This window comes from Blastococcus deserti (assembly GCF_042682525.1).
GTDB lineage: Bacteria > Actinomycetota > Actinomycetes > Mycobacteriales > Geodermatophilaceae > Blastococcus_B > Blastococcus_B deserti.
Genome location: NZ_JBHUHP010000001.1, coordinates 162,213 through 182,565 on the forward strand (window position 1 = coordinate 162,213; position 20,353 = coordinate 182,565).

Annotated in this window: 22 protein-coding genes; 17 read left to right on the forward strand and 5 right to left on the reverse strand. The window is 74.8% G+C overall.

Going from position 1 to position 20,353, the window contains the following annotated elements; translation table 11 throughout:
- Nucleotides 1-42: 42 nt before the first annotated feature.
- The 6 genes from ACFSHS_RS00815 (at nt 43) to ACFSHS_RS00840 (ending at nt 5,009) form a co-directional block, all read left to right on the forward strand.
- Entirely contained in the window at nt 43-678 is a 636-nt protein-coding gene (locus tag ACFSHS_RS00815; RefSeq protein WP_376870593.1) for a histidine phosphatase family protein, read from the forward strand.
- Nucleotides 675-1,247 carry a TlpA family protein disulfide reductase gene (locus ACFSHS_RS00820; RefSeq protein WP_376870595.1) on the forward strand — a complete coding sequence of 191 codons (573 nt, stop codon included), beginning with the start codon at nt 675-677 and terminating at the stop codon, nt 1,245-1,247. The genes ACFSHS_RS00815 and ACFSHS_RS00820 overlap by 4 nt, the downstream gene beginning before the upstream one ends.
- 1 nt (nt 1,248) lies before the next feature.
- Complete coding sequence (locus tag ACFSHS_RS00825) at nt 1,249-2,055, forward strand: cytochrome c biogenesis CcdA family protein (RefSeq protein WP_376870597.1); 807 nt, start codon at nt 1,249-1,251, stop codon at nt 2,053-2,055.
- On the forward strand, nt 2,052-3,659 hold the full coding sequence (gene resB / locus ACFSHS_RS00830) for a cytochrome c biogenesis protein ResB (RefSeq protein ID WP_376870599.1): 1,608 nt from the start codon (nt 2,052-2,054) through the stop codon (nt 3,657-3,659). Before ACFSHS_RS00825 ends, resB begins: the two co-directional genes overlap by 4 nt.
- Complete coding sequence (gene ccsB, locus ACFSHS_RS00835; protein ID WP_376870602.1) at nt 3,649-4,602, forward strand: c-type cytochrome biogenesis protein CcsB; 954 nt, start codon at nt 3,649-3,651, stop codon at nt 4,600-4,602. The genes resB and ccsB overlap by 11 nt, the downstream gene beginning before the upstream one ends.
- 128 nt (nt 4,603-4,730) lie before the next feature.
- A complete protein-coding gene (locus ACFSHS_RS00840) occupies nt 4,731-5,009 on the forward strand; it encodes a hypothetical protein (RefSeq protein WP_376870604.1) in 279 nt (92 codons plus the stop codon).
- A gap of 150 nt (nt 5,010-5,159) precedes the next feature.
- Here ACFSHS_RS00840 and ACFSHS_RS00845 read toward each other — a convergent pair whose 3' ends face one another.
- On the reverse strand, nt 5,160-5,381 hold the full coding sequence (locus tag ACFSHS_RS00845) for a hypothetical protein (protein WP_376870606.1): 222 nt from the start codon (nt 5,379-5,381) through the stop codon (nt 5,160-5,162).
- 2 nt (nt 5,382-5,383) lie between these two features.
- Here ACFSHS_RS00845 and ACFSHS_RS00850 point away from each other — a divergent pair, with 2 nt between their 5' ends.
- Together ACFSHS_RS00850 and ACFSHS_RS00855 are read left to right on the forward strand one after the other, a co-directional pair.
- A complete protein-coding gene (locus ACFSHS_RS00850; RefSeq protein WP_376870608.1) occupies nt 5,384-5,935 on the forward strand; it encodes an Lrp/AsnC family transcriptional regulator in 552 nt (183 codons plus the stop codon).
- Nucleotides 5,936-6,092: 157 nt separating this feature from the next.
- A complete protein-coding gene (locus ACFSHS_RS00855; protein WP_376870610.1) occupies nt 6,093-6,407 on the forward strand; it encodes a DUF4229 domain-containing protein in 315 nt (104 codons plus the stop codon).
- On the opposite strand, the gene ACFSHS_RS00860 is transcribed toward ACFSHS_RS00855, so the two are convergent.
- The 3 genes from ACFSHS_RS00860 to menE are packed head-to-tail and all read right to left on the reverse strand — an operon-like array spanning nt 6,385 to nt 11,010.
- A complete protein-coding gene (locus ACFSHS_RS00860) occupies nt 6,385-8,961 on the reverse strand; it encodes an aminotransferase class I/II-fold pyridoxal phosphate-dependent enzyme (RefSeq protein ID WP_376870612.1) in 2,577 nt (858 codons plus the stop codon). The genes ACFSHS_RS00855 and ACFSHS_RS00860 overlap by 23 nt on opposite strands.
- Before the next feature lie 37 nt (nt 8,962-8,998).
- Nucleotides 8,999-9,871, reverse strand: coding sequence for a 1,4-dihydroxy-2-naphthoate polyprenyltransferase (locus tag ACFSHS_RS00865; RefSeq protein WP_376870614.1), 873 nt, complete (start codon nt 9,869-9,871; stop codon nt 8,999-9,001).
- The gene (menE, locus tag ACFSHS_RS00870) at nt 9,871-11,010 is read right to left on the reverse strand and encodes an o-succinylbenzoate--CoA ligase (RefSeq protein WP_376870616.1); all 1,140 of its coding nucleotides are present in this window, start codon (nt 11,008-11,010) and stop codon (nt 9,871-9,873) included. Before menE ends, ACFSHS_RS00865 begins: the two co-directional genes overlap by 1 nt.
- Before the next feature lie 42 nt (nt 11,011-11,052).
- On the opposite strand from menE, the gene ACFSHS_RS00875 reads away from it, so the two are divergent.
- The 4 genes from ACFSHS_RS00875 (at nt 11,053) to ACFSHS_RS00890 (ending at nt 15,061) form a co-directional block, all read left to right on the forward strand.
- Nucleotides 11,053-12,018 (forward strand): o-succinylbenzoate synthase, encoded by a 966-nt coding sequence (locus ACFSHS_RS00875; protein ID WP_376870618.1) that lies wholly within the window; start codon nt 11,053-11,055, stop codon nt 12,016-12,018.
- Nucleotides 12,015-13,709 carry a 2-succinyl-5-enolpyruvyl-6-hydroxy-3-cyclohexene-1-carboxylic-acid synthase gene (menD, locus tag ACFSHS_RS00880; protein WP_376870620.1) on the forward strand — a complete coding sequence of 565 codons (1,695 nt, stop codon included), beginning with the start codon at nt 12,015-12,017 and terminating at the stop codon, nt 13,707-13,709. Before ACFSHS_RS00875 ends, menD begins: the two co-directional genes overlap by 4 nt.
- 140 nt (nt 13,710-13,849) lie before the next feature.
- Entirely contained in the window at nt 13,850-14,536 is a 687-nt protein-coding gene (locus ACFSHS_RS00885) for a hypothetical protein (protein ID WP_376870622.1), read from the forward strand.
- A 75-nt stretch (nt 14,537-14,611) separates the two neighbouring features.
- Nucleotides 14,612-15,061: a hypothetical protein gene (locus ACFSHS_RS00890; RefSeq protein ID WP_376870624.1), complete on the forward strand. Its 450-nt coding sequence runs from the start codon at nt 14,612-14,614 to the stop codon at nt 15,059-15,061.
- A 12-nt stretch (nt 15,062-15,073) separates the two neighbouring features.
- Here the strand turns inward: ACFSHS_RS00890 and ACFSHS_RS00895 are convergent, their stop codons facing one another.
- Nucleotides 15,074-16,351, reverse strand: a complete 1,278-nt coding sequence (locus tag ACFSHS_RS00895) for an isochorismate synthase (RefSeq protein WP_376870626.1) — start codon at nt 16,349-16,351, stop codon at nt 15,074-15,076.
- Between the two features lie 35 nt (nt 16,352-16,386).
- Here ACFSHS_RS00895 and ACFSHS_RS00900 point away from each other — a divergent pair, with 35 nt between their 5' ends.
- The 5 genes from ACFSHS_RS00900 to ACFSHS_RS00920 all read left to right on the forward strand — a co-directional run bounded on the left by ACFSHS_RS00900 (nt 16,387) and on the right by ACFSHS_RS00920 (nt 20,343).
- Nucleotides 16,387-17,118, forward strand: a complete 732-nt coding sequence (locus tag ACFSHS_RS00900; protein ID WP_376870628.1) for a demethylmenaquinone methyltransferase — start codon at nt 16,387-16,389, stop codon at nt 17,116-17,118.
- Nucleotides 17,119-17,402: 284 nt separating this feature from the next.
- Nucleotides 17,403-17,555 (forward strand): hypothetical protein, encoded by a 153-nt coding sequence (locus ACFSHS_RS00905; RefSeq protein ID WP_376870630.1) that lies wholly within the window; start codon nt 17,403-17,405, stop codon nt 17,553-17,555.
- Nucleotides 17,556-17,843: 288 nt separating this feature from the next.
- Nucleotides 17,844-18,503, forward strand: coding sequence for a phosphoribosyltransferase (locus ACFSHS_RS00910; protein ID WP_376870633.1), 660 nt, complete (start codon nt 17,844-17,846; stop codon nt 18,501-18,503).
- A gap of 109 nt (nt 18,504-18,612) precedes the next feature.
- Complete coding sequence (locus tag ACFSHS_RS00915; RefSeq protein WP_376870636.1) at nt 18,613-19,893, forward strand: geranylgeranyl reductase family protein; 1,281 nt, start codon at nt 18,613-18,615, stop codon at nt 19,891-19,893.
- An 87-nt stretch (nt 19,894-19,980) separates the two neighbouring features.
- Entirely contained in the window at nt 19,981-20,343 is a 363-nt protein-coding gene (locus ACFSHS_RS00920) for an NADH-quinone oxidoreductase subunit A (RefSeq protein WP_376870638.1), read from the forward strand.
- The last annotated feature ends 10 nt before the right edge of the window (nt 20,344-20,353 follow it).

Consider the following 20,353-nt stretch of genomic DNA (forward strand, 5'->3'; position numbering starts at 1 on the left):
CGACGGTCACCGCAGCGGTGAGCTGCCCAGCGAGAGGTCCACATGAGCGAGCGCACCGTCGTCCACCTGCTCCGGCACGGCGAGGTGCACAACCCCGCCAAGGTCCTCTACGGCCGCCTGCCCGGGTACCAGCTGTCCACGACCGGTGAGGCGATGGCCCTCGCGGCGGCGGAGTGGTTCGCCGGCAGGGACGTCACCCACCTCGTCTCGAGCCCGCTCGAGCGCGCCCGGCAGACCGCCGCGCCGCTGGCGAAGGCCCTGGGCCTGCCCGTGTCCATCGACGAGCGGCTGATCGAGGCCGGCAATGCGTTCGAGGGCATGGCCGTGGCCGGCGGTTCGGGCGTGTTCCGTGCGCCGGGGAACTGGTGGAAGCTGCGCAACCCGTTCCAGCCGTCCTGGGGCGAGCCCTACGTGGAGATCGCCGCCCGGATGCTGGCCGCCGTCGAGGCGGCGCGCGAGGCCGCGCGAGGGCACGAGGCGGTCCTGGTCAGCCACCAGCTGCCGATCTGGACCGTCCGGCTCCACATGGAGGGCCGCCGGTACCTGCACGACCCGAGGCGCCGGCAGTGCGCCCTGGCGAGCGTTACGTCGCTCACCTACGACGGCGACCACTTCGCGGGCCTGGCATACGCCGAGCCGGCGGGCGCCACCCCTCCGGACGCGGTGCCCGGGGCATGAGGTGCATCGCCACCGGCCTGCTCGCGGCGCTGCTGCTCACCGGTTGCTCCACCGGTCCCGATGCGGTGGCCGTCAACAACGGGGGCGAGTTCCGGTTCGTCGCGGCGACCCCGTCGGGAGAGGTCATCCCCGCCGGTGAGCGGGCCACCGCGCCGGAGTTCTCCGGAACGCTGCTGGGGGGAGGGGAGTTCTCCTCCGGCGAGCTGGCCGGCGACGTCGCCGTCCTCAACTTCTGGGGCTCGTGGTGCGGGCCCTGCCGGGTGGAGACCCCGCAGTTCCAGGAGGTCTACGCCGACGTCCGGGACGACGGCGTGCAGTTCCTCGGTCTGAACGTGAAGGAGACCAGCGAGCAGTTCGCGCTGGCCTTCGTGGAGCGCTTCGGCATCGAGTTCCCGTCGCTCTACGACCCGCGGGGCGAGGTGGCGCTGGCCTTCCGCGACTACCCGGCGACGGCCATCCCGTCCACCATCGTGCTGGACCGCGACAACCGGGTGGCGGCCGTCTACACCGGCGAGGTCTCGCAGGACGACCTCCGCCGCGTGCTCGACCTGGTCCTCCAGGAGGCCTGACGTGGGAGAGACCCTCGCCGGCCTCGTCACCGACGGCCCGTTGCTCGTGGCGGCCGCCGTCGCGGCCCTCGTCGGCCTCGTCAGCTTCGCCTCGCCCTGCGTGCTGCCCCTGGTCCCCGGCTACCTCTCCTACGTCACCGGGCTGGTCGGCACGGGTGCCGCCCCGGCGGCGCGCCCCGGGGGCGGCGGGACGGCGACGGCGGTGCGCACCGACGTCTCCCCGCGGGCCCGCATGGTCCTGGGCGCGGTGCTGTTCGTGCTGGGCTTCACCGCCGTCTTCGTCGCCTTCGGGGCGGCGTTCGGCGGGCTGGGCCGGCTCCTGCTGCAGTACGCCGACGTCCTCAACCGGGTCTTCGGCGTCGTGACCATCGTCGTGGGACTGAGCTTCCTGGGCCGGCTGCCGGTGCTGCAGCGCACGAAGCGGATCTCCGCGCGGCCCGCGGCCGGACTGGCCGGGGCGCCGCTGCTGGGCATCGTCTTCGGCCTCGGCTGGACGCCCTGCCTGGGACCCACGCTCTCGGCCGTGTACTCGCTGGCCTTCTCGGAGGCGACGGCCACCCGGGGGGCGCTGCTCAGCGTCGCCTACTGCCTCGGGCTGGGGATCCCCTTCGTACTGGTCGCCCTGGGCGCGCGGTGGGCGATCGGCGCGACCTCCTTCCTGCGCCGGCACGCCCTCTCGGTGACCCGCTTCGGCGGGGCCGTGCTGGTCGTCGTCGGGCTGCTGCTCCTGACCGGCGCCTGGACCGAGATGATGCAGTGGCTGCGCTCCTGGCTCGCCGCCACGGGGTTCGGGGAGTCGGCGCTGTGACCACGACCGCCCCCGCGCGGTCCGCGGCCTCGCCACCTCCGCCGGCGCGCCCGTCCGCCGGGCGCCGGCCGGCCGCGCTGCTGCTGCGGTGGTGGCGGCGGCTGACCGCCATGCGGACGGCGATCGTGCTGCTCTTCCTGCTCGCCCTGGCGGCGGTCCCCGGATCGCTCCTGCCGCAGCGGTCGCTGTCGCAGAACAACGTCAGCCAGTACTTCGCCGAACACCCCACCCTGGCGCCGGTGCTCGACCGGCTCTACCTCTTCGACGTCTTCAGCTCCCCCTGGTTCGCCGCGGTCTACCTGCTGCTGTTCGTCTCCCTGATCGGCTGCGTGCTGCCGCGCGCCCTGGAGCACTACCGCTCGATGCGCGCCGCGCCGCCGCGGGCGCCGCGCAACCTCCTGCGGCTGCCCGACGCCGGCGAGCTGACGACGCCCCTGACCGGCGACCGGGTCCTCGACGTCGTCGAGGAGGAGCTCCGGGTCCGCCGCTTCCGCGTCGTCCGCCGGGAGGAGGAGCTCTCCGCCGAGAAGGGCTACCTCAAGGAGACCGGGAACCTGCTGTTCCACCTCTCGCTGGTGGCCCTGCTGCTGGGCCTGGCCGGCGGGAAGCTCTGGGGGTACGAGGGCAGCATCCTGGTCACCGAGGGACAGGGCTTCTGCAACTCCTTCCAGCAGTACGACACGTACTCGTCGGGGCCGCTGGTCGACAGCGGTGACCTCAGCCCGCTCTGCGTGGACCTCGAGGACTTCCGCGCCGAGTACGAGGAGGACCTGACCGCGGCCTCCTTCACCGCCGACATCGGCTACGGCGCGCCGGGGGAGGAGAGCCGGTCCACGACGATCGGCGTCAACGAGCCACTGCGGCTCGACGGGGACCGCGTCTACGTCACCGGGCACGGCTTCAGCCCCACGTTCACCGTCACCCGCCCGGACGGCACCTCCCTGGACGACGTCTCGGTGCCGTTCCTGCCGTCGGACCAGGCGACGATGGCCAGCCAGGGCGCGCTGAAGGTCCCCGACCTCGGGGACGACGGCGACGACCAGCTCGCCCTCGAGGGGTTCTTCGCCCCGACCGGCCTCGTCCAGGGCGGCATCCTCACCTCCGTGGACCCGCGGCCGCTGGCCCCGCAGGTGGCGATCGTGGCCTACCAGGGCTACCTGGGCCTGGATTCGGGCATCCCTCAGTCGGTCTACTCGCTGGACAGCGCCCAGATCGACCGGGGCCGGCTCACCGAGGTGGGCTCGGCGAACCTGTCGGTCGGTGAGTCGGTCACCCTGCCCGACGGCACCACCGTCGCCTTCACCGGGTACCGCGAGTTCGCCGCCCTGCAGTACTCCCACGACCCGGGCCAGGGCTGGGTGCTGACGGCGGCGATCGCCCTGCTCATCGGCCTGCTGGGCATGCTGCTGCTGCGCCGCGAGCGGGTCTTCGCCCGCGTGCGGCCCGACCCCGGCGCCGGCGGTACCGTGCTGACGCTGGCCTCGCTCACACGGGGCAGTGGTGAGAACGCGCCGCGGTTCGCCGCCCTGACCGACGATCTGGGCGCCGCGCTGGCCGCCCGCACCCGTGCACCCGAACCGGAGGATCCCCCGCGTGAGCCCTGACCAGCTGGCCTCCCTCTCCGACAGCCTCTTCTCGATCAGCGTCGCGCTGTACTCGCTGGCCGTGGTCGCCTTCAGCGCCCAGCTGGCCTTCGGCCGCCGGGCGGTGCGGTCCCGGGAGCTGGCCGGGGTCGGCGGCCCGCCGGTGGAGCCGGCGCCCGTGCCGCCGGCGGAGGACACGAAGGGCCGCCGCTGGGGCTCGGTGGCCATGGCGCTGACGGCCCTCGGTGCCGTCGCGCACGCCGGCGTCCTGGTCGCCCGGGGAGTGGCCACCGATCGGCTGCCGTGGGGCAACATGTACGAGTTCTCGACCGCGGTCGTGCTCGTCGCCGTCGTGGCCTACGTGGGACTGGCCCTGCGCGCACCGGTGCTGCGTCACATCGGGCTCTTCGTGCTCGCCCCGGTAGTGGTGTCGATGGTGTTGATCGGGCTGTTCCTCTACGCCGAGGCCGGTCCGCTCGTCGCCGCGCTGCGGTCGTACTGGCTCGCCATCCACGTGAGCACCGCGGTCATCGGCTTCGGGGTCTTCTTCGTCAGCGGCATCGCCAGCGTCCTCTACCTGGCCAAGGCCCGGCAGGAGGAGCAGGTGGCGGCGGGGGAGGAGCCGGAGGGGCTGCTCGCCCGGCTGCCCGGCTCCGCCGCGCTCGACCGCGTCGCCCACCGCACCGCCGTCTTCGGGTTCCCGATCTGGACGTTCGCCGTCATCGCCGGAGCCATCTGGGCGGAGGCGGCCTGGGGCCGGTTCTGGGGCTGGGACCCCAAGGAGACGTGGGCCTTCATCGCCTGGGTCGTCTACGCCGCCTATCTGCACGCCCGCACGACGGCGGGCTGGCGGGGGAAGCCCGCGGCGTGGGTCAACGTCGTCGGACTGCTCGTGATGATCTTCAACCTGACGTTCGTCAACATGGTGTCGACCGGTCTGCACAGCTACGCCGGCGTGAACTGAGCCGGCGCACGATCACCCCGCGTGACGCCTGTTCGGGGGGCCGCGCGCCCGGGACGGTGACGGATGCGCCCCGACGTGCTTCCATGCCCCCATGACCGACCGTCCGAGCAGGTACCGCGGAGGTGACCGTGGGTAAGCACACCGCCGTCGAGGGAGCATCGGCCGATCCCATCGTGGCCGGCGCCCTCCTCCACCGCGGTGCCCGTCCCGGCGGGGACCACGCCGCGGACGGCGCGCGTGCCGCCGGGGAGAGCGGGCTGGGCTGGCCGGGCCCTCCCGCCCGGGAGGGCGGTGGGCTGGGCTGGCCGGGTGACGCACGCGAGCGTGCCGCCGACACCACCGTCGCGCCGGCCGCGCTCGTGCGTCGCGGGTGGCGCCGGATCCTCGGGCTCGGCCGGGCCGCCTGAAGAAGGACCCCCCTCGAAGGACCCCGTCCCCCTGACCGCTCGCAGGCTCGCCTCCGGACGGGGCCATGTCCCTCGCGTGCTCGGTCCTTCGCGGGCTCGGCCGGACCCGGGACGGGTTCGTTCAGCCTGCGGAGCGGCCCGCTCGGGCTGCTACGCGGGGGAGCCGTCGTCCCGCTTGGTGCGCCGGTCGAGCTCGCGCAGGAACTCGGGATCGTCGTCCGGAGCGAGCGGGCGGGTCGGCCGCTGCGGTCTCGGACTGCGCGGCGGCCGCGGGGCGCGCAGACCCCCACCCGGTCCGCCGGGGGCGGCAGCCGCCCGCATCACCAGCACGACGACCGCGACCGCGATCACGAGCACCACCAGGAACACCACGGTTGAACCCCCTCGTCGGCACCCAGGGTACGTCCGCGGCGATACTCGGTGTCGACCGAGGAGCGAACCGGCAGTACCGCGACCCAGGGACGACGACCCAGGACGGAGAGCGCGCCATCGACGCCGTGGACCGGCAGCTGATCGATCTGCTGCGCGCCAACGGCCGCGCGAGCTATGCCGAGCTCGCCCGCCAGGTCGGGCTCTCGTCGCCGGCCGTGCACGAACGGGTGGGCAAGCTGGAGGCGGCCGGTGTGATCACCGGGTACCGCGCCGTGGTCGACCCGTCGGCGCTGGGTCTCGACGTCACCGCCCTCATCGGGGTGATCGAGAGCGACTCCGTCGACGACACCGGTCTCGAGGCCGCCATGCGCGAGGTGCCCGGGATCGAGGACTGCTGGCGGGTGGCAGGGAACGAGGGCTACGTGCTCAAGGTGCGCGTGACCGACATCCCGGCACTCGAGGCCACCGTCAACGCGTTGAACCGGATCAGGGGCGTCGCCCGCACCCGTACCACGGTCGTGCTCTCGACCAAGTGGGAAGGGCGGCACGGGTGAGGACCGACCAGCCCGCCGACGTGCCCCCGGGGGCACGTCGCCCCCGGAACATCACGTGGCCCCGAGAGGTCACGTCGCCCCGAGACATCACGTCGCCCCGAGGCATCACGTCGCCCCGAGACGTCACGTTCCACCGAGACCACGTGGGAAGGCCGTCATGGCTGAGAACAGCACCGTCCCCGCCGGCCCCTCCGGGGGTCCCGCGACACCGCCGCGGATCCTGCCGTGGCTGGTCGTCTACACCGTCGGGCGGCTGGCCATCGCGGCCGCCCTGGTCCTGATCCTGTGGCTGGCCGGCCTCGACTTCTGGTCCGGGCTGCTCTTCGGCCTGCTGCTGTCGATGCCGGTGTCCTACCTGCTGCTGCGCCCGTCGCGGGAACGGCTCAGCGAGGGGCTGGCGGCGCGCAGCCTCGCGCGGCGGGCCGCCAAGGAGAACTTCCGGGCCCGGCTCAGCGGCTCGCCCGAGGAGTAGCCGCCGCCGGCTCCGCGGTCACGCCCTCGGCGATGTGGGCCAGCACGTCGGTGTTGTAGGTGTCGGTGCTCTGGACGTACGCCCAGCGCTTCTCCGGCCGGGCGCCGAACCGGGACTTCTGCAGCTCGGCGCTCATGCCGTAGAGCACACGGGGCGCTCCCAGCCGCCGGGCGGCGCGCAGTGCCTGGAGCAGCAGCTGCTGGTAGCTGTGATGGCTGGCCACGTAGGCGTAGTCGAGGCCGAGGAACACCGTCGCGATCCGGTCGCCGGACACGTTGAGCGCGCCGAAGGCCACCGGTCCGGCGGCCCGGTCGGGCAGGTGCAGCACGATCGTCTCCCAGCCGGGGGACTCGAGCACCGCGTCGACGATCAGCCGGGGCAGCGGGAAGACGTTGAGGTCCAGCTTGCGGGCGTGCACGGCGAGGTACATGCGGTAGAGGCGGTCGCGGACGTGCGCCGGCACCGCGGTCGCCTCGGCGCTCCCCCCGCGCAGGACCTCGACCGCGAAGTGCGCCTCCCAGGGGAGCACGTTCCTCCGCTGGTGCTGCCGGTGCTTGCGCTTCAGCTGGGCGAGGAACTCCTCGTCGTCGTCGAAGTCGACCTCCCGCACCCACGTGTCCCAGATCGGGATGCGCGCGAACCCCTCGCCGAGGAGGAACTCGCACAGTTCCTGGTCATCGGGCAGGTCGCGGAGCACGAGGCCCGCGGACCCGGTCGCGTCCTCCTCGGCGCGGGCCGCCTGGAGCAGCAGCCGCAGCGCCGCCCGCCAATTCCGGGAGCGGTCGAGGTACAGGTGGTCGCCGTCGCTGAGCAGCGACCCCATGCCGACCATCGGGGAACTCAGCAGGTACGGGTCGCCGGCCTCGGCCCGCCGGCGCTCGATCTCCCGGGAGACGTGCTCGGGGGAGAGCATGTCGTCCTTCCACAGCGTGCTCGTCAGGAACGTCGCCGCGACGGGCCGCCCCGAGTCGTCCCGCACGAGCAGGTAGCGGAAGGCCCAGCTGTCCTCGGGCCGGCCGGTGCCGCCCCGGCGGTCGGCGAAGACGGATTCGTACATGCGCAGAGCCGCGCTGTCGCAGGCGCCCCGGCCGCCGAGCAGCGCGTCCCACTCCGCCGCGTCCACGGTCTCGATGGAGCGGTGCTCCTCCAGGCGCAGGGCGGCGGAGCGCCGGTCGTCCACCGGCGGGTGCAGCACCGCCGGTCGCCCGCGAAGCTGACGGGCGAAGGCGCGCCGGAGGTCGTCGACCGTCGCGCCCTCCTCGGCGATGGCCGTGGGGAGGTGCTGGGCGAGGGCGGACACCAGCCCGGCGACGTCGTCCTCGGTGTGGTGGGCGGTGAGCGTGACCCGTGCGCCCGACCGCTTGGCGGGCACGGCCGGGAAGACGGCCGTGTTCACGTAGAACCCGGCGTCCCGCAGCCGCTCGGTCAGCCGGTAGGCCACCGAGGTGACGCCCGCCCCGACGCAGCGGATGGGTGCCTCCGACGCCGAGACGACCGGCAGGCCCGCGTCGGCGGCCAGCCGGTTGAACAGCCGGATGCGGTCGCGCAGCAGGTCCTGGCGCGCGGCGACCTCGGGGGAGCGGTGCAGCCGCGCGGAGCCGAGGATGGCTCCGAGCATCGGCGGCTGCACCGGGCCGGAGAAGATCAGCGGCCCCCCGACCGCCGCCACCCGGCGGCGCGACTCCTCGTCGGGGAAGGCGATGGCGCCGCCGGCCGCGGCGAAGGACTTGTTCAGCGACAGCGCGACCACGGTGCGCGCGAGCGCGGCGGCGGACAGCCGCTCCAGCGCGTATCCGCGGCCGTGCCGGCCCGTCCACGAGGCGGCGTGCGCGTCGTCCACGTACAGCGCGAGGTTCGGGTGGGTCTCGACCAGCTCGTTGAGCTCCCCGGCCGGGAGGAAGTCGGCGTACATCGAGTACAGCCCGTCGGCGGCGTACCAGACCCGGCGGTGCGTGCGGCGGTAGCTCGTCAGCCGGCGGTCCAGGGTCCGGAGGTCGTTGTGCGGGATGAGCTCTACGCGGGCGCCGCCGGCCTGGACCAGCTTGGCGGCGGTCTGCACCGAGTGGTGGACCTGGTGGTCGAGCAGGAGGACGTCGCGGCTGCCGATCAGCGTCGGCATGGCGGCGATGTGGCCCATGGACGTCGACGGCGTGATGAGCGTCGGGCGCCCGAAGAGTGCGGTCAGCTCCGCCTCGGCGTCCCGGTACATCGGTGCGGAGGCGTAGCTGCGGGACGAGGAGAACTGGGTGCCGAACCGCTCCACCGCGTCCCGCACCGCCGCCTTGAGCACCGGGTGCGTCTCGAGTCCCAGGTAGGAGCAGGAGCCGAAGTTGACCATCCGGCGGCCGTCGATGGTGATGTGCCGTCCGTCGAGGACCTCGTCCTGCACGTGGTTGTGCAGCATGCCGCGCCGCACCCCGTCGGAGATGACCTCGTCGACGGCGTTCAGCAGGTCGTCACTGGTGGCCACGATGTTCCCTCGCGTGTCGGTGCCCGGTACCGCGATGCCGGGGGAGCTCGCCGGGAGGAGCAGGGCTCGCTGGAGCCGGTCCATTCCTGCAGGGCACGTACCAGTATCGGAAAGGTCCAGGTCAGTCCGGTAGAGCCAGTCCTGTGGCGAGCAGCACACCGGTCGTGAGGGTGAGCAGGCCGGTGCCCTGCAGCGCCGCGATCAGCGCGGGTCCACGGCCGCCGCCGAGCACCGTGCGCGCCGGAGGGAGGGCCAGGGGGGCGGCGAGGAGACCGAGCAGCGCCCAGGGCCGGGTGACCCCCACCGCCGCGATGACGGCGAAGGCGGCGGCGAGCAGTCCGACGTAGGCCAGGCGGGTGGCGCTCTCGCCGAGCACGACGGCGAGGGTCCGCTTCCCGGCGACGGCGTCGCCCTCGATGTCGCGCAGGTTGTTCACCACCAGGATCGCCACGACGAGCAGGCCGATGGGCACGGCGACCGCGAAGGCCAGACCGGGCAGGGTGCCGGTCTGCACGTACGTCGTCCCCACGACGGCGACCAGGCCGAAGAAGACGAAGACGAAGACCTCGCCGAGCGCCCGGTAGCCGTAGGGCAGCGGTCCGCCGGTGTAGGTCCACGCCGCGGCGATGCAGACCGCCCCGACCGCCACCAGCCACCAGCTGGACAGCGCGGCGAGGGCCAGGCCGGCGACCCCGGCGACGGCGAAGGAGACCAGCGCCGCCGCCAGCACCTGCCGCGGGCTCGCCGCTCCCGAGCCGACCAGCCGCATGGGGCCGATGCGGTCGGCGTCGGTGCCGCGGGTGCCGTCGGAGTAGTCGTTGGCGTAGTTGACCGCCACCTGGAGGGCAAGGGCCACGAGCAGGGCCAGCAGCGCGGGGACGAGCCGGAAGCCGTCGAGCGCGACGGCGGCGCCGGTGCCGACGAGGACCGGGGCCAGCGCGGCGGGCAGCGTGCGGGGGCGGGCTCCGGCCAGCCACTGGGCGGGGGTGGCCATCAGACCTCCGGGATCAGCGCCGCGACCGTGCGGCGGTCGGGCTTGCCGGTGTGCAGCAGGGGCACGTGGTCGAGGAGGTGCAGCTGCCGGGGAGCGGCGGCCCGCCCGAGCCGGTCGGCGACCCACGCCCGCAGCACCGGGAGCTCCGGTGTCGCACCCCGCGCGGGGACGACGGCGGCGACGACCCGCTGTCCCCAGGTGGCGTCGGGACGTCCGAGCACCACCGCGTCCGCGACGTCCGGGTGCTCGCGCAGCGCGGCCTCCACGGCGGCCGGCGCCACGTTCACCCCACCGCTGATCACCACGTCGTCCAGCCGGCCGGTGACGGTGAGCCGGCCGTCGGCACCGAGGCTGCCGGCGTCGCGGGTGCGGAACCAGCCGTCGGCGAAGGCGGCCTCCGTGGCGGCCGGGTCCAGCCGGTAGCCGAGCGCGAGGGTGGGCCCGGCCAGCTCCACGCCGTCGGTCACCCGCACCCGGACGCCGTCGAGCGGGCGCCCGTCGTAGACGCACCCACCGGCGGTCTCGGTCATGCCGTACGTCGGGACCACGGCGACCCCCTCCTCCCGCGCCCGGGCGCGGAGCGCGGCGTCGGTGGCCGCCCCGCCGACCAGCACGGCGTCGAACGCCCGGAGGGCGGCCGGCTCCTCGTCGAGGAAGCGGCGCAGCTGGGTGGGCACGAGTGCCGTGTACCGCCGTCCGGCGGGAAGCCGCCGGACGGCCTCGGACAGGGGTTCGTCCCGCGCCAGCACCTCCGGGCCGGTGCCCGTCAGGACGCTGCGGACGAGTACCTGCAGCCCCGCGATCGCGGACACGGGCAGCGCGAGCAGCCAGCTCCCGGGTCCCCCCAGGCGCGCGTGCGTGGCGGCCGCCGACGCCTCCAGCGCCGCTGCCGGGAGCAGGACCCCGCGGCCGCTCCCGGTCGACCCGGAGGTGACGACGACGAGGTCGGCGCCGGGCTCGAGCGGTTCCCCGGGGCGCAGCACCCGGCGAGCGGCCGCGACGACCGCCGGCGGCCCGTCGGGGAGGACGGCGAGCGGGGTGGTGCCGGCGAGCGCGGCCCGCACCGCGTCCAGCGAGAGGTCGGCCGCGGCCGTCAGGGCGAGGTGCCTGGCGGTGCTGCCCGCTCGCCGCCCATCCACGACAGGCAAGCCTACGGCGGGCCTTCTCCTACGCTGGCCACCGTGATCAGCGCCTCCGCCGGACCGCCGCTCCCGGCGGGGATCTCCGAGGTCCGGGTCTGGTCGGTGGCCATGCGCACCCGCTTCCGCGGCATCGACGTCCGGAACGGGGTGCTCGTGCGGGGCCCCGCCGGCTGGGGGGAGTTCTCCCCGTTCTGGGACTACGACGACGCCGAGAGCCGTCGCTGGTGGAACTCGGCGGTCGAGTCGGCGGTCGAGGGGTGGCCGGCCCCCGTGCGGTCCGCGGTGCCGGTCAACGTCACCGTGCCGGCCGTCGCCGCCGACCGGGCCGCGGCGATCGTGCGCGCCTCCGGCTGCGCGGCGGCGAAGGTGAAGGTCGCCGAGCCGGGCCAGACACCGGCCGACGACCTGGCCCGCGTCGAGGCGGTGCGCGACGTCCTGGGCCCGGCCGGTGCCGTCCGGGTCGACGCCAACGCGGCGTGGGACGTGGGCACCGCCGTGGCGCGCATCCGCGAGCTCGACCGGGTGGGGCTGGAGTACGTGGAGCAGCCGTGCGCGACGCTCGAGGAGCTGGCCGCCCTGCGCCGGCGGATCGAGGTCCGCGTCGCGGCGGACGAGGTCGTGCGCCGCTCGGCCGATCCGCTCCGCGTCGACCTGCGCGAGGCCTGCGACGTCGTCGTCCTCAAGGTGCAGCCGCTGGGCGGCGTGCGGGCTGCCCTGCGCGTCGCCGAGGCGCACGGCCTGCCGTGCGTCGTCTCCTCGGCGCTGGAGAGCTCGGTGGGCATCGCGGCCGGCGTCGCGCTGGCGGCCGCCCTCCCCGAACTGCCCTTCGCCTGCGGTCTGGCCACGGTCGCGCTCCTGACCGACGACGTCACCAGCGACCCCCTGCTGCCCGTGGACGGCGTGCTGGCGGTGCGCCGGCCGGATCCCGACCGGCTCGACGCGGTCGCCGCCGACCCCGGCACCGCCGCCCGCTGGCGGGCCCGCCTGGACGCGGTGCGCGCGTGAACCCGGCCACCGCGTTCGCCCGCGTGCTGGTCGACGAACTCCTCCGTGGCGGCGTCACGGATGCGGTACTGGCGCCCGGCTCGCGCTCCGCGCCCGTGGCGCTCGCCCTCGCGTCGGCGGAGCGGGCGGGCCGGCTGCGGCTGCACGTGCGCATCGACGAGCGGACGGCGGCCTTCCTCGCCCTCGGGCTGGCCAAGGCGTCGTCCCGGCCGGTGCCCGTCCTCACCACCTCCGGCACCGCGGCGGCGCACCTGCACGCGGCCGTGCTGGAGGCCGACGCGAGCGGGGTGCCGCTCCTGGCGCTGACCGCCGACCGGCCGCCCGAGCTGCGGGCCACGGGCGCCAACCAGACGATCGAGCAGGCCGGCCTCTACGGCGGCGCGGTGCGCTGGGCGGCCGACGTCGGGGTGCCGGAGGCCGGGCGGGACGAGGCCCAGAACCGGTACTGGCGGTCGCTGGTGGCCAAGGCGCTCCTCACCGCCCGCGGCGTCCTGTCGGCGGATCCGGGGCCGGTCCACCTGAACCTGGCGCTGCGCGAGCCGCTGCTGCCCGACGACGAGGAGGCCGACCTCTCGGGCCCGTGGGCCGGGCGCGCCGATGGTGCGCCCTGGACCGACAGCGGCAACACGGGGGTCGTCCAGCCCATGGACACGGGGCCGGCGCGGACGCTGGTCGTCGTGGGGGACGTGCCGCCGGGGTCCGGTGCAGCGGCGGCCACCCTGGCCACGGACGAGGGGTGGCCGGTCACCGCCGAGCCCTCGAGCGGCGCGTGGGGGGCGTCCGTCCGCGGTGGTGCGCTGCTCCTCGGGAGCCCGGGGTGGCTCGCCGGGCACCGGCCCGAACGGGTGCTGGTCGTCGGCCGTCCGACGCTCTCCCGCCCGGTCTCCGCGCTGCTCGCCGACCCGGGCGTGCGGGTGGAGACGGTCGCCGCGGGGCCGCGCTGGGCCGACGCGGGGCGGTCGACGTCCCGGGTGGGCGGCCCGCCCTTCACACCCACGCCGATGCCGGGCGGGGCCGCGGTTCCGGCGTCCTCGTGGTGGGAGGCGTGGCAGGAGGCCGCGGTACTCGTGGGGAGGGCGGTGGACGAGGTCCTCGATGCTGCTCCCGGCCTCACGGCCGCCCGGATGGCCCGTGACGTCGTGGCCGCGCTTCCGGCGGGGGCGCTACTGGTGCTGGGGTCCTCGACCCCCGTCCGGGACGTCGACCGGCTCGCCGTGCCCCGGCCCGACCTGACCGTCCTGGCCAACCGCGGCGTCGCCGGCATCGACGGGACGGTGTCGACGGCCGTCGGGGCCGCCCTCGCGCACGGCGGCCCCGCGTTCGCGCTGATGGGGGACCTGACGTTCCTGCACGACCTCACCGGCCTGCTGCTCGGGGAGGGGGAGCCGGCGCCGGACCTGACGGTGGTCGTCCCGGACAACGACGGCGGGGGCATCTTCGCGCAGCTCGAACCGGGGGAGGACCGGCACGCGCGCGACTACCGGCGGGTGTTCGGCACTCCGCACGGCCGCGACCTGGTGGCGATCGCCGGCGCCCTCGGATGGGGGGCGACGACGGTGACCTCGGCGGCGGACCTGGCCGGCGCGCTCGCGCTCGGAGGTCCGCGCGTCGTCGTCGTCCGCACCGACCAGCGCGCCGAGGCCGAGCTCGCCCGCCGGCTGCGGGAGGCGGCCTCGGACGCCTTGGCCTGAGGTTCGGTGTCCCGGTCCTCTGCCGAGGTTTCTTGCGGCTTCCTTGCGGTTCCCTGGTGGGTGCCCTGCGCTTGCCCCTCCAGAGTTCTCCTCGTCGCCGGGATCGCCCGCCGACGCACCGGACTCAGGAGAGAACCGAGATGAGCACCAAGATGAGCGCCCGCGGCATCGTGGGCTCGCTGCGCCTCGTGGGCGTCACCGCTGCCGTGGCGGCCGGGATCGCCGGGTTCGCGCCGGTGCAGGCCGAGGTCGCGACGACCGAGGTCGCCGTGGTCGCCAAGCAGACGCAGGTCTCGCAGGTCTTCAAGCTGCCCCAGGTGCGCCAGCTGCAGACCATCATCTGCAACGCCCTGGCGGGGATCGACCGCGTGCCGGCCCACGTGAACGTGCTGCTCGGCTGCGCCCCGAAGTCTCCGGTGGTCGTGAAGGCCCCGGTCGTCATCCCGCCGGTGGTCAAGCCCCCGGTGGCCACGGTTCCGGTGGTCACGCCTCCGGTGGTCAGGCCTCCGGTGGTCACGGCCCCGGTCGTCACGCCTCCGGTGGTCACGCCTCCGGTGGTCACGCCTCCGGTGGTCACGCCTCCGGTGGTCACGCCGCCGGTCGTGACGCCGCCGGTCGTCACCCCGCCGGCCGAGACCCCGCCGGCCGAGACCCCGCCGGTCGAGAAGTCCCCGGTGACGCAGCCGGTCGACACACCGTCCGGCCCCCCGGTCGTCGTGACGCCCCCGGCCGAGATCCCTCCGGTCGCGGTCGAGAACGGTCCCTTCCCGCCGCCGATCGTCATCGACGGTCCGGGCGAGGTCGTCGGCGCGCCGATCTTCTTCTGATCCTCCCGGGCGGGGCCCTCACGGGCCCCGCCCGCTGACCACTGCCCGCACGACCGACCCGGAGAGGGGGACGCCATGACCACCGGATACGCCCGGCCCCGCACCACAGCGGTACGGAGAGCGGCGCTCCTTCTCCTGCTCGTCGCCGGCCTGATCGTCGGCTCGTCCCTCCCGTCCTGGGCGACCTTCGCCGACGAGGCGACCGTGAGCGCGACCGTCCAGACCGCGACCGTCGCCCCGCCGACGAACCTCAGGGCCACCACGACGTGCACCGACACCTACGTGACCGTCAAGCTGGCGTGGACGGCCAGCACGTCGGCGCGGGTGTCCGGCTATCGCATCCGGGTGCACTTCGGTGGCGGTGCCTACCAGGACCAGACGACGGTCGGCCCGACGACCACGACGTGGCAGGGCACGACCTACCGGTCCTACACGGTCAACTACACGATGACCTTCACCGTGTGGACCCTGACCGACTACGGCTGGTCGGCGGAGTCGGCGCACACCCCGCGAATCGTCTGCTGACGTCCCCGGCGGTCAGCCCTCCAGGGCCCCCTGGAAGGCGGCGAACTTCGACTGGGTCTCGGCCAGTTCCGCGGCCGGGTCGGACTCCGCGACGATGCCGCAGCCGGCGAACAGCCGCGCGCTGTCGTCGTCCACGAGCTCGGCGCACCGCAGCGCCAGCCCGAACTCGCCGTCGCCGCGCGCGTCGAGCCAGCCGACGGGTCCGGCGTAGCGGCCACGGTCCATGCCCTCGAGCTCGGCGATCACAGCGGCGGCGGCCGGCGTCGGGGTGCCGCACACCGCGGCGGTCGGGTGGACGGCACCCACCAGCTCCAGCAACCCGGCCTGCCCGCGGGCGCCGGTGCGGCGCTGGGTGCCGGTCACGTCGCTGGCCAGGTGCCGCACGTTGGCCAGGGTCAGCAGCTCCGGACCGTCCGGGACGTCGAGCGTCGCGCAGAAGGGCTCCAGGCCACCCACCAGGGAGTCGACGGCGAGGGCGTGCTCGGCGCGGTCCTTGGGGGAGGCGAACAGCTCTGCGGCCAGCCGGTCGTCGTCGGCGCCGGCACCACGGGGGGCGGTGCCGGCCAGCACCCGGGCGGACAGCTGCCGTCCCTCGCGGCGGAGCAGCAGCTCGGGGGTGGCGCCGAGCAGGCCGTCGACCGCGAAGGTCCAGCAGTCGGGGAACCGGGCGGCCAACCGGCGCAGCAGTCTCCGGGGGTCCAGCGGCACGTCGGCGGAGACGAGCAGGTCCCGCGCGAGAACCACCTTCTGCAGCTCGCCGGCGTCGATCCGCTCCACCGCGGCGGCGACCGCGGCGGACCAGGTCGCCGGATCGAGGGCCCCGTCGGCGTAGCGGAGCCGCAGTGGGGGCCCGTCGTGGGGGGCCTCGGGGAGCAGCACGTCTCGCGGATCGACGTCCCCGACCGTGGTCAGCCAGCCCACGCCGTCCCGGCGCCCGAGGACCACCTCGGGGACGACGAAGACCGACGTCCCGCCGACCGGGTCGAACGCGATGCTGGCGAACAGCACCGGACCGGAGCCGGGCAGGCGGAGGTCGTCGTGGCTGTCCAGAGCGGTGGCGTACTCCGCCCACCACGAGGCGGCGTCGGCCAGCGCGTGGGGTCCCGAGACCTCGAGCCGCGCGGCCTCGCCCCAGCCGACGAGCCCTTCACCCCGGCGCACCCAGGAGAGCACGCCGTCGGCCGGCAACCGGTCGAGCAGCCGGCCCGCGGCATCCGTGCGGACGGTCGTCACGGTGCGCGCCGAGGACCCGCCGGCGGCAGCCGGGGAGGTCAGGGCAGCCGCGGTCACGTGCTCAGCGTAGGCAGGCCGGTAGCGTCGCTGCCGTGGGAGACCGGCGAGACCCTGCTCATACGGACGCACGCACCGCCGGCGTCCGCGCGGGGCTGGACAAGCGTCCGGCCGACGTCGCCGCGATGTTCGACCGCGTCGCCCGCCGCTACGACGTCACGAACACGGTGCTCTCGGCGGGTCTGGACGCCTCCTGGCGCCGGGCCACCCGGGAGGCGCTCGGGGCACGGCCGGGGCAGGTCGTGCTCGACGTCGCGGCCGGGACGGCGGTGTCGACCGTGGAGCTCGCCGCCGGCGGGGTGACGGCGATCGCCTGCGACTTCTCCCAGGGGATGCTGCGCGCCGGGGCGTCGCGTGCCGTACCGAAGGTGGCCGGGGACGCGATGGCCCTGCCCCTGGCCGACGAGAGCGTCGACGGCGTCGTCATCTCCTTCGGCCTGCGCAACGTGGCCGACCCGGACGCGGCGCTGCGGGAGTTCCGGCGGGTCACCCGGCCGGGCGGGACGCTCGTCGTGTGCGAGTTCTCCAGCCCCACGTGGGCGCCGTTCCGCACGCTCTACACCGAGTACCTGATGAAGGCGCTGCCGCGGATCGCCCGGGCGGTGAGCAGCAACCCCGAGGCCTACGTCTACCTGGCCGAGTCGATCCGAGCCTGGCCCGACCAGGCCGCGCTCGCCGCCCGCGTGCAGGCGGCCGGCTGGGGCGAGGTCGCCTGGCACGACCTCACCGGCGGGATCGTCGCCCTGCACCGCGCCCGCCGGCTCTGACGGCGGCTGCCGGCATCCGGGGGTCGACGGCACTGCCGCGCTGGTGGGCAATCCATCGGTCCTGCGGCTCCTCTTCGTGCCGGACGCCGAAGTCGTCCACCGCGACGAGATGGGGGCCGAGCCCACCACGAACGCCGACGGCCGAGCACGGCTACGACATCAAGTACGCCATGCACGCGCTCCGGCTGGGGTTGCAAGGCGTCGAGCTCCTGACGACCGGCCGGATCAGCCTCCCCGTCCCCGAACCGGACCGGGCTCGTCTGCGTTCGGTAAGGGGGGGTGAGGTGCCCCTCGCGGAGGTGCTCGACGCGGTGGCCGACGTCGAGCAACGGCTGGCGGCGTTGCAGACCAGCCCGCCGGTGCCACCCGAACCGGACCGCGCGTGGGTGGACGACTGGCTGCACCGGTCCTACCTGAGGTTCTGGTCCGAGGTCTGATCAGTCCGGCGTCCTCCGATCGGGGCGGGGGAGCTGTTCCCCGCGACCTGCCGGCATCCGGTGAGGCAGCACGCAAGGGGGTTCGACGCCGTCGTGGATGGGTCTAGCGTCGGTCCATGACGACCCCGCCGCCTCCGCTGCCACAGCCGCCGGGTCCCTCGCCGTCGCCGACGGACCCCATCCCGCCGCCGGAGCCCGCGCCCTATCCGACGCCGGATCCCACCGACCCGGTGGTGCCACCCCCGGCGCCGACGCCCGAGCCGCTGTAGCCCCGGGGCGGAGCCGGACGTGGGTTCCCGGCGCTTCGCCGACCGGCGGGCCGCCGGCCGGGCCCTGGGCGAGGCGCTCTCCGGGCGGGTGACCGGCGACGTCCTGGTGCTCGGGCTGCCGCGGGGCGGGGTGGTCGTCGCGGCGGAGGTGGCCGCGATCCTCGGGGCGCCCCTCGACGTCGTCGTCGTCCGCAAGCTCGGCCTGCCGTGGCAGCCGGAGCTGGCCATGGGCGCCATTGCCGGCGTCGGGGACACCGTGGAGACGGTGCGGGTGGAGTCCGTCCTCGCCTCCGCGGACGTGCCACCGGCGGACTTCGAGCAGATCCGCCGACGGGAGCTCGTCGAGCTGCAGCGGCGGGAGCTGGTCTACCGGGACGGCCGTCCGCCGGTTCCGGTGACCGGCCGCCCGGTGGTCCTGGTCGACGACGGCCTGGCGACCGGAGCGACGATGCGCGCGGCGGTCGTCGCGGTCCGGCGGCAGTCGCCGCGTTCCATCACCGTCGCCGTTCCCGTGGGGTCACCGCGCGCGTGCGAGGCCCTCACCGCGGACGTCGACGACGTGCTGTGCCTGGTGGCTCCGCGCTCCTTCCGGGCGGTCGGCCAGGCGTACGCCGACTTCGCTCCCACCACCGACGAGGAGGTCCGGACGGCGCTGCGCGACGGGCCCGCGACGATGTGATCCATCGCACCACCAGGGGGTGCTGTCAGCTCGGTCACACCCGGGCCTAGACTCGGAGCGGAGGACTTTGTGAACCAATTCACAAGTCCGTAGCCTCGAGGAGGTCCCCGTGCCCGGCACCGCCACCGCACCACTCGGCGCGCGCGAGCGCGCCGACGTGGTCGTGGTCGGCGCAGGCCCGGCCGGCGCCACCGCGGGCTGGTGGCTGGCGACGGCGGGAATCGACGTGGTGGTCGTCGAGAAGGCGGCGTTCCCCCGCGAGAAGGTCTGCGGCGATGGGCTCACCCCGCGCGGGGTCCGGGCCCTCGAGGACATGGGGGTGGACACCGCCGGGTGGGTCCGCCACAAGGGCCTGCGCGTGCGGGGTGGCGGCCAGGTCGTCGAGGTCGACTGGCCGCGACTGGCCTCCTGGCCCCACCACAGCCTCGTCTGCCGCCGCAGCGAGCTCGACGCCCGCCTCGCCGGGCACGCGCGGGCGGCCGGCGCACGGGTGCACACCGGGGTCACGGTCACCGATCCGTTGCTCGACGAGGCCGGCCGGGTGGTCGGCGTGCGCACCCTGACCGGGCCGGACGAGCAGCCCGGCGAGGTGCGCGCGCCGCTCGTGGTGTCGGCCGAGGGTCTCTCGGGGCGGCTGGCCAAGGCGCTGGGTCTCAGCCGTCGCGCCGACCGACCGCTGGGGGTCGCCGTCCGGCGTTACGTGCGCAGCCCGCGCACCCACGACGACTACCTCGACATCTCCTTCGACCTGGCCCCCGAGGGTCCGACCGCGTCGGCGATGCCCGGCTACGGCTGGATCTTCGGGATGGGCGACGGGACGGCGAACGTCGGCTTCGGCCTGCTCGACACGCGGCGCTCCGACGGCAGCGACCACCGCGAGGTGCTGCGCCGGTGGCTGGACACGTTCCCGGCCGAGGAGGGCCTGGCCGAGGAGCACGCGGTCACTCCCCTGCGGGGCGCGGGGCTGCCCATGGCCCTGCACCGGCAGCCGGCCTACACCCGCGGGCTGCTGCTCGCCGGCGACGCCGCCGGCGCGGTCAACCCGTTCAACGGCGAGGGCATCAGCTACGCCATGGAGACCGGGCGGATGGCGGCGGAGACCGCCGCCGACGCGCTGGCCCGCCCGGCAGGACCGGCCCGGGAGGCGGTGCTGCGGCGCTATCCCGAGCGCCTGCGCGCCGCGTACGGCCGGCACCACCGGCTGGGTATCGGTTTCCTCGCCCTGCTCAGCCGCCCGGACCTGGTCCGGTTCGCGACGGCGCACGGCTTGAAGCGGCCGGCGCTGGTGGACGCGGCGCTGCGGCTCATGGGCAACCTGAGCGACGGACGCGACGGCGACCGCGTGGACCGCGCCATCGCCGTCCTCACCCGTCTGGCGCCGGCGGTCTGACATGACTTGTCACATCTGTATCGACACGCTCCGTGAGCGTTTCGCACCTACCCGGAACGTGATCGTCCTCACCGTAGGGTGCCGCTGATGCTCTCGAACTACGTCCCGATCGTGGGGCTCTTCGTCCTGGCCGCGGGGTTCGCGCTGTTCTCGGTGACCCTGGCGCCCCACGTCGGGCCGCGCAGGTACAACCGCGCCAAGCTCGACGCGTACGAGTGCGGGATCGAGCCGGTCCACCAGCCGCTGACCGGCGGCCGCTTCCCGGTCAAGTACTACCTGACCGCGATGCTCTTCATCGTCTTCGACATCGAGATCGTCTTCCTCTACCCGTGGGCCGTGCACAACGAGGCACTGGGCGTCTTCGGACTGGTCGAGATGGTCGTCTTCATCGTCACCGTCTTCATCGCGTACGCCTACGTCTGGCGGCGCGGTGGGCTCGAGTGGGAGTGACAGGAGTTCA

Coding starts and splice junctions, on each gene's coding strand:
- ACFSHS_RS00815 (WP_376870593.1), top strand. CDS start 43: ATGAGCGAGCGCACCGTCGTCCACCTGCTCCGGCACGGCGAGGTGCAC.
- ACFSHS_RS00820 (WP_376870595.1), top strand. CDS start 675: ATGAGGTGCATCGCCACCGGCCTGCTCGCGGCGCTGCTGCTCACCGGT.
- ACFSHS_RS00855 (WP_376870610.1), top strand. CDS start 6,093: ATGGCTGAGAACAGCACCGTCCCCGCCGGCCCCTCCGGGGGTCCCGCG.
- ACFSHS_RS00860 (WP_376870612.1), bottom strand. CDS start 8,961: ATGGACCGGCTCCAGCGAGCCCTGCTCCTCCCGGCGAGCTCCCCCGGC.
- ACFSHS_RS00865 (WP_376870614.1), bottom strand. CDS start 9,871: ATGGCCACCCCCGCCCAGTGGCTGGCCGGAGCCCGCCCCCGCACGCTG.
- ACFSHS_RS00885 (WP_376870622.1), top strand. CDS start 13,850: ATGAGCACCAAGATGAGCGCCCGCGGCATCGTGGGCTCGCTGCGCCTC.
- ACFSHS_RS00890 (WP_376870624.1), top strand. CDS start 14,612: ATGACCACCGGATACGCCCGGCCCCGCACCACAGCGGTACGGAGAGCG.
- ACFSHS_RS00920 (WP_376870638.1), top strand. CDS start 19,981: ATGCTCTCGAACTACGTCCCGATCGTGGGGCTCTTCGTCCTGGCCGCG.